Annotated in this window: 16 protein-coding genes; 9 read left to right on the top strand and 7 right to left on the bottom strand. The window is 33.8% G+C overall.

The features are described 5' to 3' along the window. Nucleotides 1-102: 102 nt before the first annotated feature. The 9 genes from HXY53_08915 to HXY53_08875 are packed head-to-tail and all read left to right on the top strand — an operon-like array spanning nucleotide 103 to nucleotide 8,118. Complete coding sequence (locus HXY53_08915; protein NWF76667.1) at nucleotides 103-522, top strand: OsmC family protein; 420 nt, start codon at nucleotides 103-105, stop codon at nucleotides 520-522. 24 nt (nucleotides 523-546) lie between these two features. Further along, nucleotides 547-987, top strand: coding sequence for a phosphatidylglycerophosphatase A (locus HXY53_08910; GenBank protein ID NWF76666.1), 441 nt, complete (start codon nucleotides 547-549; stop codon nucleotides 985-987). A 6-nt stretch (nucleotides 988-993) separates the two neighbouring features. Continuing rightward, the gene (gene thpR, locus HXY53_08905) at nucleotides 994-1,572 is read left to right on the top strand and encodes an RNA 2',3'-cyclic phosphodiesterase (GenBank protein ID NWF76665.1); all 579 of its coding nucleotides are present in this window, start codon (nucleotides 994-996) and stop codon (nucleotides 1,570-1,572) included. Further along, a complete protein-coding gene (gene recA, locus HXY53_08900) occupies nucleotides 1,562-2,560 on the top strand; it encodes a recombinase RecA (GenBank protein ID NWF76664.1) in 999 nt (332 codons plus the stop codon). The genes thpR and recA overlap by 11 nt, the downstream gene beginning before the upstream one ends. A 3-nt stretch (nucleotides 2,561-2,563) precedes the next feature. Continuing rightward, a complete protein-coding gene (locus tag HXY53_08895; GenBank protein NWF76663.1) occupies nucleotides 2,564-3,727 on the top strand; it encodes a type IV pilus twitching motility protein PilT in 1,164 nt (387 codons plus the stop codon). Beyond that, nucleotides 3,708-4,202: a regulatory protein RecX gene (locus HXY53_08890; GenBank protein ID NWF76662.1), complete on the top strand. Its 495-nt coding sequence runs from the start codon at nucleotides 3,708-3,710 to the stop codon at nucleotides 4,200-4,202. Before HXY53_08895 ends, HXY53_08890 begins: the two co-directional genes overlap by 20 nt. 2 nt (nucleotides 4,203-4,204) lie before the next feature. Next, a complete protein-coding gene (locus tag HXY53_08885) occupies nucleotides 4,205-4,525 on the top strand; it encodes a hypothetical protein (GenBank protein ID NWF76661.1) in 321 nt (106 codons plus the stop codon). A 5-nt stretch (nucleotides 4,526-4,530) separates the two neighbouring features. After that, a complete protein-coding gene (gene alaS, locus HXY53_08880) occupies nucleotides 4,531-7,149 on the top strand; it encodes an alanine--tRNA ligase (GenBank protein ID NWF76660.1) in 2,619 nt (872 codons plus the stop codon). Between the two features lie 51 nt (nucleotides 7,150-7,200). After that, nucleotides 7,201-8,118 carry a M28 family peptidase gene (locus HXY53_08875; protein NWF76659.1) on the top strand — a complete coding sequence of 306 codons (918 nt, stop codon included), beginning with the start codon at nucleotides 7,201-7,203 and terminating at the stop codon, nucleotides 8,116-8,118. Between the two features lie 10 nt (nucleotides 8,119-8,128). Here the strand turns inward: HXY53_08875 and HXY53_08870 are convergent, their stop codons facing one another. The 7 genes from HXY53_08870 to HXY53_08840 form a co-directional block, all read right to left on the bottom strand. After that, a complete protein-coding gene (locus HXY53_08870; protein ID NWF76658.1) occupies nucleotides 8,129-8,833 on the bottom strand; it encodes a PilZ domain-containing protein in 705 nt (234 codons plus the stop codon). A gap of 23 nt (nucleotides 8,834-8,856) precedes the next feature. Beyond that, nucleotides 8,857-10,104: a diguanylate cyclase gene (locus tag HXY53_08865; GenBank protein ID NWF76657.1), complete on the bottom strand. Its 1,248-nt coding sequence runs from the start codon at nucleotides 10,102-10,104 to the stop codon at nucleotides 8,857-8,859. A gap of 272 nt (nucleotides 10,105-10,376) precedes the next feature. Next, entirely contained in the window at nucleotides 10,377-10,925 is a 549-nt protein-coding gene (locus HXY53_08860) for a helix-turn-helix transcriptional regulator (GenBank protein NWF76656.1), read from the bottom strand. Nucleotides 10,926-10,942: 17 nt separating this feature from the next. Further along, nucleotides 10,943-11,377: a DNA-binding protein gene (locus tag HXY53_08855; protein ID NWF76655.1), complete on the bottom strand. Its 435-nt coding sequence runs from the start codon at nucleotides 11,375-11,377 to the stop codon at nucleotides 10,943-10,945. Between the two features lie 33 nt (nucleotides 11,378-11,410). Then, nucleotides 11,411-12,991: an aldehyde dehydrogenase family protein gene (locus HXY53_08850; GenBank protein ID NWF76654.1), complete on the bottom strand. Its 1,581-nt coding sequence runs from the start codon at nucleotides 12,989-12,991 to the stop codon at nucleotides 11,411-11,413. 109 nt (nucleotides 12,992-13,100) lie between these two features. Then, nucleotides 13,101-13,268, bottom strand: coding sequence for a zinc ribbon domain-containing protein (locus tag HXY53_08845; GenBank protein ID NWF76653.1), 168 nt, complete (start codon nucleotides 13,266-13,268; stop codon nucleotides 13,101-13,103). 77 nt (nucleotides 13,269-13,345) lie between these two features. Continuing rightward, nucleotides 13,346-14,590: an insulinase family protein gene (locus HXY53_08840; GenBank protein ID NWF76652.1), complete on the bottom strand. Its 1,245-nt coding sequence runs from the start codon at nucleotides 14,588-14,590 to the stop codon at nucleotides 13,346-13,348. Nucleotides 14,591-14,658: the final 68 nt, after the last annotated feature.

The raw sequence follows: 14,658 nt of genomic DNA, 5'->3' as shown, positions 1-14,658 counted from the left end.
ATGATAATTTATTCAAAAATTACTTTCAATATAATATAAAAGGTATATTAGAATAACATAGTTTCATCAAAAATTATCATAAACAAAAAAAAGGAGGATTAGATGCTAAGTGCGAAAATAACACATGTTAAAGGACTACAGTTTATAGGAGATTCTTCTTCCGGTCATGCAATTGTTATGGATGCTGATTCTGCTGTCGGTGGACAAAATACTGGTCCACGACCAATGGAGTTACTGCTATTAGCTGCTGGAGGATGTTCAGGAATGGATGTCATTTCGATTCTTAAAAAAAAGAAACAGGAAGTAACATCTCTTGAAATATCTGTAAAAGGAGAAAAGTCGGAAGACTATCCTAAAAAATTCACAGAGATATATCTTGAATTTCTTGTAAAGGGGAAAAATATTTCTGAAGAAGCAGTAAAAAGGGCAATTGATCTTTCAATGAACAAATATTGTTCTGTAAAAGCTACACTTGAAGGCACGGCAAAGATACATTTTACATATCGTATAATACAAGAATAGAGATTATGTAGAAATCGTCCTAATATGAACTCAGCAATTAAATATATCGCAACATTAGGTTTTATAGGATATCTACCTATTGCACCTGGAACTTTTGCAACATTATCAGCATGTATAGTTTATATAATTACAAAACCTTCTTTAAAAATTCTCAGTATTTTCCTCGTAATCATTATCCCTTTAGGATTTATTTGCGCCCATCGTGCTGAAAGACTCTTAAATGAAAAAGATAGCAGACATATTGTAATTGATGAATTCTGCGGTTATCTCCTTTCAGTATTTTTTGTTACATTTAATATACCCAATGCCCTGTTAGCCTTTTTTTTATTTAGAATTTTCGATATACTAAAACCATTTCCTATAAAGATGTTAGAATCTTCTTTAAGTGGGGGTATTGGGATAATGGTTGATGATATGATTGCAGCTCTGTATACTAACATCATAATGCATTTGATTAATTTTTAGGATTAAATGAATTTAAGATGTTTTATAGCTATTGTGACACCAGATAGCTTAAAGAAACAGATTATAGAAATGACTGACTTATTAAAAAAATATGACGCAGATATTAAATGGGTAAACCCAGAGAATATTCATCTTACTCTGAAGTTTCTTGGTAACACACCTCAAAGCTTCTTAACAAAGATAAATGAAACTCTTAATGAAGCAGTATTACCATACAGTCCTTTTTATATTAAAATATATGGAACAGGTGTGTTTCCAAATAAAAAACATCCAAGGGTAATCTGGATTGGTATTAAAGATTCAGAGATACTTATTAATTTAAGGAATGCTATCGAACAATCTATTTCTTCACTTGGTTATCAAAAGGATGAGAAGGAATTTAAACCTCATTTAACAATCGGAAGGGTACGCTCACAAAAAGGCATTATGCATATAATAAATAATCTGGAAGATTTTAAAGATAAAGATTTTGGATCTATTTATGTTGATAACATAAAATTAATGAAAAGTGATTTAAAACCAAAAGGGGCAGAGTATAGTTGCCTTTATGATATACCCATAATTAGGAGGAAGAATGACGAATAAGGATAAGCTTAAAGCGCTTGAAATGGCCATTTCTCAAATAGAAAAAAGTTTTGGTAAAGGCTCCATCATGCGACTCGGGGCAGAAGGACCTTCTGAACCACTACAGGTTATACCAACAGGTTCTTTATCTCTCGATATTGCAACTGGAGTTGGCGGTTTTCCAAGAGGAAGGGTGATAGAAATTTACGGACCTGAAGCTTCAGGGAAAACAACTCTCGCTTTAAATGCAATAGCACAGGCACAGAAGGCAGGTGGTGTTGCTGCTTTTATTGATGCGGAGCATGCACTTGATATTAATTATGCACAGAAAATCGGTATAAAAATTGAAGACTTACTCGTCTCGCAACCAGATACAGGTGAACAAGCCCTCGAAGTGGCTGAAGCCCTTGTTCGTAGTGGTGCTGTAGATTTGATCGTTATTGACTCTGTTGCTGCATTGGTACCTAAAGCTGAAATAGAAGGAGAAATGGGCGATTCCTTACCAGGTCTTCAAGCAAGGCTTATGAGTCAGGCACTCCGAAAATTAACTGCTGCTATTTCTAAATCAATGACTACTGTTATTTTTATCAACCAAATACGAATGAAGATCGGCGTATTATTCGGAAATCCAGAAACCACTACAGGTGGTACCGCACTTAAATTTTATTCTTCAATGAGACTGGACATACGCAGAATTGAAAATATTAAAGAGAATCAAGAGACTATCGGGGGAAGAGTCAGAGTAAAAATTGTTAAGAACAAAGTAGCTCCACCTTTTAAACAGGCTGAATTTGATATATATTTTAACGAGGGAATTTCACGAGTTGGTGAAATCATTGACCTTGGAGTAGAGAAGGGAATTATCGAAAAGTCAGGTGCTTGGTATAGTTATGGCGGTAGCAGGATCGGGCAAGGACGTGAAAATACCAAGGAATATTTAAAAAATAATATCGAGATCTCAAAGGAGATCGAGAACAAGATTTTCGAGTCTTGTAGCATAAGGAGGTAAATTATGGATGTAAATGATCTTCTTAAAAAAGCAAATTCACTTGAGGCCTCTGATCTGCATATAAAAGTTGGTTCTTATCCGATAGTAAGAATTCACGGAGAACTTAATCCACTCACTTCAGAGAAAAGGATAACACATGAAGATGCTACAAAATTAGCTCTCTCTGTAATGACACCTGGGCAGGCTGAAGTTTTTAAAAAGAAGAATGATATTGATCTTGCATATAGTGTCCCGGGGCTGGGAAGATTCAGGTGTAATATCTTTATGCAGAGAGGAACTATCGGGTTAGTTTTCAGGGTTATCCCTTTAAGGATTCCAACTATCGAAGAATTAAATCTTCCTGAAGTAATTAAAAAGATTGCTATGGAACAGAGAGGCCTAATTCTTGTAACAGGCACTACAGGGAGTGGTAAGTCTACAACCCTTGCTTCAATGATAGATTTAATCAACTCTTCCAGAACAGATCATATTATGACAATTGAAGACCCTATTGAATATCTTCACAGGGACAAGAAAAGTATCGTTAACCAGAGAGAAATAGGTAGCGATACAGAGTCTTTTAGCAAAGCTCTAAGGCAGGCTCTGAGACAGGACCCTGATATAATCCTTGTAGGTGAAATGCGTGATTTTGAAACTATTCAGACATCTCTAATAGCAGCAGAAACAGGACATCTTGTTCTAAGTACACTTCATACTATTGATGCTACTGAAACAGTAAATAGAATTATTGCAGTATTTCCACCTTATCAGCACAAACAGGTAAGAATGCAACTTGCATCAGTTTTAAAAGGTATAATTTCTATGAGACTTGTCCCGAGAGCAGATGGTAAAGGCAGGGTTCCTGCTGTAGAAGTGCTTGTAGCAACTGCTACGATTAAAGACTGCATACTTGACCCTGACAAAACTAAAACTATTCCTGATGTAATAGAACAAGGAGCTATACACTATGCTATGCAGACTTTCGATCAATCTCTTTTCAGTCTTTTCAAATCAGGACTGATATCTTATGAAGAAGCACTTAAGCGCGCAACAAATCCTGATGATTTCGTTCTTAAAGTAAAAGGGATACAGTCAACAAGTGAACTATCTATAGAAGAACAATTAACTTATAGACCTGAAAAACCTGATGATAAGGACAAGATGAAAATTGATAGATTTGCACGATAAAGGCGCTTTTATTATCGATGCTCAAAAAGCAAGACAGTATGCTTTAAAACTCTTAAGCTATAAAGCAAGAAGTCAAAAAGAAATAGAAGAGCGACTTAAAAAGAAAGGCTTCACAAATTCTACTATTACTTCTACAATAAAATACCTTAAAGGAATCGGCCTTATTGATGACCTTTCCTTAGCAAAAAACCTGAAAAACAAGGCCTTAGATACAAAACTGTTGAGCATAAATGGAGCAAAAAGCTACCTTATCAGACATGGTATATCAAGAGATATTATTGAAGAAATATTCCAAAGTGAAGAAAGTGATGATCTAATTAATGCTCAAAAGCTTATTGATAGAAAAATAAATTCACTTGTAAAATATTCACCAGAAATTATCAGAAAGAGACTATATAACCTTCTTTTAAGAAGAAGATATCAATACGATACGATAATTAAGGCTTTAAAAAAAATAAAAACAGAGGAGGATTAAAAATGAAAAAAGTAATTTTTCTATTTTCATTAGTTTTATTATTTATTCAAGCCGGATGCGCTACACCTGTAAGGTATACAGAAGAGGAAATAAAAGGTTCTCCGCCGGAGATACAGGACCATATCAGAAAAGGAGAAATTGCACTTGGTATGACTCCAACAGAGGTTAGATATGCCTGGGGATCACCTGAAACCATAAAAATTTTAGCGCCCTATGACGGAAAAACAAGAGAAGAATGGATTTATTCAATCACTGGAAGTTTTGGTATTATTGGGACAAAGATTCTTCTTTTTTATGATGGTAAATTAATTTATATAAAATAAATATAATGATTAGTTCTGAAATAAGAGAAGCTTTTTTAGAATATTTTATAACAAAAAATCATACTCTAGTTTTGAGTTCACCACTCATTCCATGGAATGACCCCACCCTTCTTTTTGTAAATGCTGGTATGAATCAGTTTAAGAAAATTTTTCTTGGTGAGGAAAAGGCCACTTATACGCGCGCTGTATCATGTCAGAAATGTATGAGGGCTGGTGGAAAACACAGTGATCTTGAAAATGTAGGGCATACCGCACGTCACCATACTTTTTTTGAAATGTTAGGGAATTTTTCTTTCGGTGATTATTTCAAAAAAGAGGCAATTTTATTCAGCTGGGAACTTTTTATTGAGTGGTTTAAATTACCAATGGAAAAGCTCTACGTATCAATTTACGAAAGAGATGACGAAGCAGCACAACTCTGGTCAGAGCTAACCGGATTACCTGACAAAAAAATTGTGCGACTCGCTGCAAAAGATAACTTCTGGCAGATGGGAGATACAGGACCATGCGGGCCTTGCTCTGAGATAATAATTGATCAGGGAGAAGAAATTGGATGCAGAAAACCTGAATGTTCTCCTGGATGCGATTGTGATAGATTTCTTGAACTCTGGAATCTCGTTTTTATGCAATATAATAGGGACGTTCATGGTAATCTTTCCCCACTACCAAAACCAAGTATTGACACAGGCATGGGTCTTGAAAGAATCAGTGCAATAATGCAAGGGAAATCAACTAATTATGATACCGACCTTTTTCAACCCATTATCAAAGATATTTCTTCTTTATCGAATATAAGTTATGGCAACTCAATTGTAACAGATACATCATTAAGGGTTATAGCAGACCATATTAGGGCTATTGTTTTTATACTATCTGAAGGTCTTACACCTTCAAATGAGGGTAGAGGCTATGTCCTTAGAAGAATCATCAGAAGAGCTTCAAGACACGCAAGGCTTCTTGGCATGCACGAACCCTGTCTATATAAATTGACTGAATCTGTCATAGATGTTATGGGCAAAATTTATCCTGAAATTATCAAAGAACAAAACAGAACAAACAAACTCTTAAAAATTGAAGAAGATAATTTTAATCGCACTATAGAAACAGCGATGTTACTGTTTGATGATTTAGTGGCTGAAGTCAAAAAGAGTGGACTTCAGTTAATTCCTGGAGAGGAAGTTGCGAGAATTCACTATACACATGGTTTACCTCTTGATTTTGCAAAAGACATAGCAATGGATGCAGGATTAATTATAGATGAGAATGCTTTGCATAAGGAGATGGAACTACATCGAGAGAAATCAAAAATCAGATTAGCTACTAAAGAACTACCAGCAATTACTGTTGATTTACATATGATAGATGGTAAAACTCTATTTGTTGGTTATGATACGCTGGAAACAGAAGCTATTGTAAAGGCAATTTTAAAAGATGGAACTGTTGTGGATGAGCTAAAAGCTGGTGAGGAAGGAAATATTATTCTTGATATAACCCCTTTTTATGGTGAATCAGGAGGTCAGATAGGAGATAAAGGTATTATAGAGACAGATAATTCAATGCTGGAAGTCTTAGATACAAAAAAAACTACTACAGATATTCATGTTCATTTTGTAAAGGTATTAAAAGGTAAAATAAATAAAGGTAATAGAGTTACTTGCAAGGTGGATGAAGGTTCAAGAAAGTCAATCATGCGAAATCATACTGCTACCCATCTTCTTCATAAGGCTCTCAGGATAATACTCGGCGAACATGTAAAACAATCAGGGTCTGTAGTAAGTCCTGATAGACTTAGATTTGATTTTACACATTTTACAGCTGTGCATCCTGATGAAATCAGGAAGATTGAAGATCTTGTGAACGAAAAAATAATTGATAATTTGCCAATCATAACAGATATTATGAAAATCGACGATGCAATGAAATCTGGCGCTGTAGCATTATTTGATGAGAAGTATGGCGAAACCGTCAGGGTAGTTTCTGCAGGAGATTTCAGCAAAGAATTGTGTGGGGGAACTCATTGCAGGGCTACAGGAGAAATAGGCATTTTTGTAATTATCTCAGAAGGTAGTGTTGCTTCTGGTATCAGAAGAATTGAGGCAATAACAGGAAAACATGCATTTGAATATTTGAGGCAGCAGAAAACTACACTTGAAAATATAAAAGTATTTTTAAAGACTGAAAAACCTATAGAAAAGATCGAAAAACTTCTCTTAGATACAAAAGCTCTCGAAAAAGAAATTCAAAAACTGAAAACAGGTTCTTCAAAAGATATCATTAATGATGCTTTAAAAAATGCATATGATTTGAACGGAGTGAAGATTGTAAAAATAAGACAGGACGGATTAAATCATGAAGAACTTCGTCTTTTAGCTGATAACGTTCGAAATCGTCTAAAATCCGGCATTATTGTTGTATTATCTGTTACCGATAGTCAGGCCTCAATTGTATGTATGGTTACTAAAGATTTGATAGATAGATACAATGCAGGAGATATCATGAAAAGAATTTCTCTTTTTACAGGTGGTAAAGGCGGTGGAAAGTCAGACTTAGCTCAAGGTGGCACAAAAGATATCGAACGACTGAATGTTGCTCTTGAAAATTTGCATGAAATCATAATGCAATAATACGCTATTATTAACATATTTTCTGGATAATACCGTCAGGGTATCTGCATATTGGAAAATATAAATTCCACAATCGTTGATTTAATTTCTAAAGTCAGCAATGAAAGACTGTATAAATATATTTCTGCAATAGAGGGATTACGACACGGATGGGAGAACTATAACGAAGTTGAAAAAAGAGCTTCTTTTATTGAAGATACATTTCGTTCTTTCAGTCTTTCTGTAGAAAATCAGTATCTATTATTTCACGGAAGAAAATATAGAAATATAGCTGCTACTTTACATTCCATCAATAATTCTAATTCTAATGAATATATCCTTCTCGGAGCACATTATGATGCAGCATGGGGAAGCCCGGGTGCTGATGATAATGCAAGTGGTATAGCAGTTTTACTTGAATCAGCTCGTCTTTTGAGTAAATATAACTTTAAAATAAATATTGAATTTGTTGCTTTTACCCTTGAAGAACCTCAACCACAAACTATACATTTTCTTATAGGCAGTGACCATTTTGCCAGAAACTCTAAAAAGTTAAATAAAAAGTATAAGGCTGTATTTATTCTCGAATCTGTTGGGTATACAGATAATTCTGAAGGAAGTCAAATTGTGCCTCTTTTTGTAAGAATACCTGTTCCCAGAACAGGTAATTTTTTAGGTGTTATAGCAAATCGAAAATCAAATTTCTTAATGAATAATTTCTATCAGATAGCAAAATCATATGTTCCAGAACTTTCTGTCATTACTTATAAAGTCCCTTTATCAGGCCGTTTAATTCCAGAAACGCGTTTCAGTGACCATGCCTCATTCTGGAATTATGGATACCCGGCTGTAATGCTAACAGATACAGCAATGTTCAGAAATCCACACTATCACACGTTTCATGATAAAAAAGAAACGCTTGATTTCAATTTCATATCACTTGTAGCTAAGTCAGTAATAAGCACTTTGATGATTATGGGGAATCAATAAAATAACTCTATCACTGAAAGCTTACAGCCTGTAGAATTTCATCATGACTGTTTACAGTCAAAAATATTTTAGTCATCATTTCAGCATTAATTTCTGATATATTAGTAAATTCTATTCTTATATCATGATAAATATCTGCTGACTCATTTTCAATCAGGTTGCATGAAGTTACTTTTCCTGTTATATGAACTGGCTCCTGCTTGAAAGAGTCAACTTCTATATTTAAATTACTTCCAATCTCCGGTGCTTGATTACCCTCAATTAGCATACCGCTGAGGTTGACTTCTTTTACTTTATATTTTTTATCGAATTCCAGAATGAGGGCTTTTGAGTCATTAACATTGAATATCAGGTGGAGGTTGTTTGCATTAATATTTTTATACCGTTCTATGAATTGTATTATTTCATTTTGTATTTCATGAGAATTATTATTAAATTTCATACCTGCTGTATATATTGGAATAACATTACCATTTATATCTGCCATGGATTCACTTAATTTAGACCACACGACTATTCCTTTAACAGGTATCATTTTTACTTTATCCTCTATTCTAATAGTGTATTCATTACCTAAATTTAATCTTCTGTTAGCCTTAAGTGATATGCCCCCTTCGCATATATCCCGAATCACTACAATATCAGCAAATAGCATCTTACCTTTGATTATTGTAATGTCAGTTTTAAATCTTTCATGCTGTCTTTTTTCTTCCATCTGCGCCTCTCTATTTTATAATTTTAATTTTTATATACCCTATAAAAATTATCATTTTCAGTCTGCTCTGAAAAGATATAAGGTTTATAGGAAAGAACAAGGTCCCTACCTCCAGATTTTGCCTTGTAGAGTAAACTATCGGCAAGTTTGATAACTTTGTAGATATTATCGCTGTCATCCGGAAAGGTTGATATACCCCCGCTGATTGATATATGGCCAGAAGGCTGCTTCTCTCCGTGCTTAAAAGGATGTTTGGATATCTTATTACGAACACGTTCAGCATAGATATATGCGTCTTCTTTAGATATTCCGGGCAGTAATACAATAAATTCTTCTCCTCCATAACGTGCAAAAACCGAATTTTTACGTGTAATCCCGCTGACAAGCTCACAGAGTTCTTTCAGAAGTCTGTCACCGGCGTCATGACCGTTTGTATCATTGTAATGTTTAAAATTATCTATATCAAAAAGAAATATCGAAATAGGTGTTCGGTCTCGTAATGCCTTCTCAACATGATTCTGGGCCATCTGAAAGAAATAATTCCTATTGCTTATCCCGGTTAATGGATCTGTATCGGCTTTCTGTTTTGCTTCACCAATCAGCTCTCGATTGATAAGCGCTACGCCTGCTATATCAGCGATCATCCTCATCAAGTTACTTTCGTTACCGGTGGGTTGTTCAATATTTCCAATACCTATAACTCCGAGAAGTTTTCCCTTAAATTCTATAGGCACAGCCATGCTGAAAAATTCATCCAGTTCAGATGCCCCGTTGCTTACTTCGTTTTTTCTAAACTGGCTCTTCAGGCGTATCATTTTATCCTTACCGGCTATACCTATCAGTCCCTTACCTATAGCATATGACGCTATTTCTCCTTCTTCACCTTTTAACAGAAATCTTTTAAGCATATTGTCTGATGCGTCATGCATAAAAATTTCAACTTTGTCTGTCTGTATGACATCTTTTATCAACTGCTTAACAGAAGCTATGATTTCCTGCATATCGAGGGTCGCATTGAGTCGCTGCACAACCAAAGGTATTTTGAGCGTGAAAGATAAATACCTGCTGTTTAGATTGTTTAGGGTTTCTATTTTAGATTGAAGTTCCTGTATTTGCCTGTCTCTGAAAACTAATTCTTTGAGATATTCTTTGTGTTCTGTATTTTTATATTCCTGTTTTTCACTGCTGCCGGCGTATTTTCCAATTTTATATGTCATTATAAGAACAGCAAATGCTATAAGCAATGCAATAAGAATAATCAAGAAATTCATGAATAAAACCCTCTTCTTCGTTCAGCAAATATATTTATTTTTTAATTATATTGTTGTTTATTATTTTGTTGAAGTCAATCCTACACAGGTAGGATGTGAAAATAAATCTACCCCATTTTATTCATAGATTTTTAATATACATAGAGGTAGTTTATTTCGCTCCATAAATTGAGTCACATGCTTCACAGAATTATTTTGGACAGCAGAGAAGATATTCACAAATTTAAATATACAGCGATCTTACCGCAGTGTTCTTCATTTTAGAAAATTGATTAAGAATTCATATTCGGAGTACCTAACAGTTTTCGCAAAAGCGTTAATCTGTTCTCAGAATTCATTTTAATATAAATATTACTGAGATGGTCTTTGACAGTCTGTTCTGTTATCTCGAGTTCTTCAGCAATCTCAATATTCTTTAAGCCATCCAATACCCTTCTCAGCACATCAGTCTCTCTTCTTGTTAAACGGTATTGTTTTCGTATATCGTTCATATCTAATTTGTTTGAAATAGTTTCTTCAATAATCAAAATATATATTAGAGGGTCATCCTTTTCATATATATAAAATCTGAATCTCCAATTACTGGGAGAACCTTCAAATTTTTTAAATACATAAATTTCACCAGGAAATAGTTCGTCCAGTCGTTTGTCATCTATAGCATTAAAAATTCTTCTGATTATATTAATGACATCATCGGGCAACTCAAATCTTTTTAGAAAAATATCTGCTTTTTTATTTTTAAAGACTATATCCATCTTCTTATCTAAAATAATAAGCCCGATAGGACATTTGTGAAGAACAAAATCAATCATCTCATTCATTTGATTAACCTTATTCATTATAATTTAAGAAGGTTTAACCCTGATTCTTTATCCAATTCTCTTTGTGCATTTATATCATTGATCTCAAAAATTACAGCTTCAATGATCAGAAATGTTTCTGATTTTTCCCTTAGACATCCAACATAAACTAAATCTTTCTTCCCATATGCACCATGAAAGTGAATTTTAGGTTCATTTTCCTGCCAGAAAATTGTGCCAATTCCTAAAATCTCATGACTTTCATTTATTTCTTTCCATACAGGCGTTGGAGGAAGCTCATCTCTCTCAGGTCCTACAACTATTCTTGCTTTTTTTATTCCGCCTACTATATAAAGTATTGCGTTTTTTATATTTTCTTTTTTTGCAATGTCAATGATATTCGTAAGAATATCTTCTTTATCCTCAAATCTTGCCACAACTACGCGTCCAATTCTGCCTATTTGATATTTCATGATTCCTCCTGAAATATTATACATAAATAATATTTATTTATTATAAATGTTTAAAAAAACATCTTCACTTTTTTTCGCAGAAATAATCATCTTCATAGAAAAAAGTTGTAGCGCATCTGCAATAGATAATACACAACCTCCGGAATCTTTTTTACCACCAAAAGGAAATTTATCCGGCCCCCGCTGACACATACTGTTTATGTTTATTCTACATACCTGATGAATCAGAATATCAATAAGCTTTGAAATAATATCAGCATCATTTCCGAATATGCTCAACTGTTGTCCATATACTGACTCGATAATATATTGCACAGGCTCCTGAATATCATCAAATGGAACAACAGGGACTACAGGTCCAAATTGTTCTTCGGTATATATTCTCATTTTTAAATTAACAGGATAAAGCAGAGCAGGATAAAAAAAGGTTTGATTTATAGTTCCACCATAATCATTTATTACTTTAGCGCCACCATTTTCAGCATCCATAATTAATTTCTTCAGATACACAGGCTTGTCCGGTTCTGTAAGTGGTGTTATCATTACTCCCTTTTCCCAAGGCATCCCAAAACCAATTCTTTCAATCGCTTCTTTAAACATTTTGATAAATTGTTTAACGATTTTTGTGTGAACAAATATTATTTTCAAGGCTGTGCATCTTTGTCCGTTAAAAAAAAGACTGCCCTTTAAACATTCCTCAACAGCCTGATAAATATCTGCATCTGGAAGAATAATTGCGGGATTCTTTGCTTCTAAACCAAGAATTGTAAAGAGTTTCTGAGGATCTGGATGCTGACTCATCAAATATTCTGCTGTGCTTTTTAATCCTGTAAATGCAAGCACATTTATTTTACCTGATTTAATAATAGGCGATATAATGTTCTTTGGGTCACCGTGTATTATATTAACGACTCCTGGTGGGAATGAACTTTTAAATGCATTAATTATATGATGGAATAATAGAATACCATATTTAGGGGTTTTCATAATAACAGTATTTCCCATTAAAAGGGCAGGAGTAAGAATCGTGAAGGTTTCATATAATGGGTAATTAAAAGGTCCCATGCAGAGAACAACACCCAATGGTGTAAACCTTATCTTTCCTATTAGTCTATTTCCTCTTAGAGGTTTTAATGAATTACTGTGAAATTCTTTAAGTTTTTTTATTGAGTTTTTAATATAAGACACTGTGCGGGTGAATTCTTTTTGGGAATCGGTATACAGTTTCCCTATTTCCCACATCAGCAGAGTAATTATTTCTTCCTTCTTTTTCTGCAAATGTTCGACAAAATTTAAAAAATATCCTATTCTTTCAACTAATGGCAATGAAGGCCAGATTCCTCTTCCATAATCATATGCCTGAAGAGAAGAATTAAGTGCTTCGATAGCTTCCTTTTCTGTCAGACTTGGATACTTTCCTATTACTTTTTGAAATATACCAGTTGAATTTTTAAGACGGACAGGAGAAATAACATCGCACATTTTCCCTGACCATTCTTGAAGCTCTCCATTTATAAGGTATTGATTATAAATAACCTGTTTTTTTAATAAAAACTTTTCAGGAATATGCGATTCATCAGGAAATAAATGTCTGATTTTCTGTTCTATAATCATCTAAATTTCATCTTTTCAACCCAGAAATGTAATAAAATTTTTAAAAATACAGAAGCCACGACGACTGAAAAGGAATTTCAGTCTTAATTCAAAAAATACAAAATATCATTTAAGATTTCTTACTCGTCTTTGTATAAAAAGAAGTAAGTTTCTTTACAACATTGTCGCTCTGGCACTTTGAACATTTAACTTTTGGGTTTGCTTCATATTCCTTGATAGAAAGAAAAACCAGAAACTCATTCCCACAGTCTTTGCAGATATACTCATATGCTGGCATAATTTCCTCCTAATTAAAAAGAGTATAAAGCTCAGAAAGATGAGAGAAATCAGTATGTTAAAAACATAATAATTATATCATAAAAACCCCTTCAACTGCTCTTCTTTAACAGGACCATAGACAGTCAATGCAAATAGCTTTTGATCGATCAATTCTTCTGCAAGTTGTTTCAGTTTATCTATAGTTACAACATCAATTTTTTGCATAATTTCTTTTGGAGAATAGTATTTTCCATAATATATCTCCTGGCGTGCAATATTATTCATCCGACTGCTTGTAGACTCAAGCGAAAGCATAATATTTCCTTTTAGCTGATTTTTCGCACGTTCAAGTTCTTTTTTATTAATAGTTTTCCACAAACTAAACATTTCCATCATAATGAGTTCGATTACTTCAGTCACATTTTTTCTGCTTACCCCGGCATATATTCCCCACAAACCCGTATCAAAATATGATGCGAGAAAAGAATATATTGTATACGCCAATCCTCTTTTTTCTCTTATTTCCTGAAAAAGCTTTGAACTAACACCAGCTCCTAAAATTGTGTTTAAAAGAAAAAGTGCATATCTCTTATTGCTTGCCTGTGGAATCCCTTTAATACCAAAACATATATGAGCCTCTGAAAGTTCTTTTTCAAATAATTCAACCCTATTCTTAAATTCAGGAATGTTGTTTTTTTCTGAGCAACAACTATTTTGTATTTTGATGAAGCTTTTATTCAATAATTTAAGTAATTTTTGAGGTTCAAAGTTACCTGCACAGGATATAACAATATTTTCTTTTCCATAGTAGGTTTTTATATGTCTCATAATATCATTTTTTGTAAAAGACCTTATCGTTTCTCTTTTCCCAAGCACAGATTGTCCAAGTCCTGTATTGCCCCATACGGTATGATTAAATAAATCATGAATATAATCATCCGGCGAGTCCTCGACCATCTTTATTTCTTCCTTAATAATCCTCTTCTCTTTCTCTATCTCATCTTCAGGAAATATAGAATTACAAAAAATATCTGATAAAAGATCAATGCCTTTTTCAAGATATTCGTCGAGTATCTTCACATAGAAAGTTGTAGTCTCTCTTGATGTAAATGCGTTCAGCTCACCTCCAAGTGAATCGATCTCAACTGCTAAATCCTTTGCGCTTCTTTTCTTTGTCCCCTTGAAAAACATATGTTCAAGAAAATGTGAAATCCCACTTTTTTTTGGATTCTCATTTCTTGCTCCTACTTTAACCCACACGCCAAGGACAACTGACCTCATGTTCTTGAGCACTTCCATAACAACCGGAATATTATTTGATAAATGTTCTCTTACATACATAGTTATACTCGTAATTTATTTAACAAGTTAATTTATCCCTGAATTCTGCGATAAAGACTGCCTTTGTT

Source organism: Nitrospirota bacterium (assembly GCA_013388455.1).
In the GTDB taxonomy this organism is placed as follows: Bacteria; Nitrospirota; Thermodesulfovibrionia; order Thermodesulfovibrionales; family SM23-35; genus JACAFF01.
The sequence above is the reverse complement of the archived record's forward strand: the minus strand, read 5'-3'. Positions and strand labels throughout refer to the sequence as shown.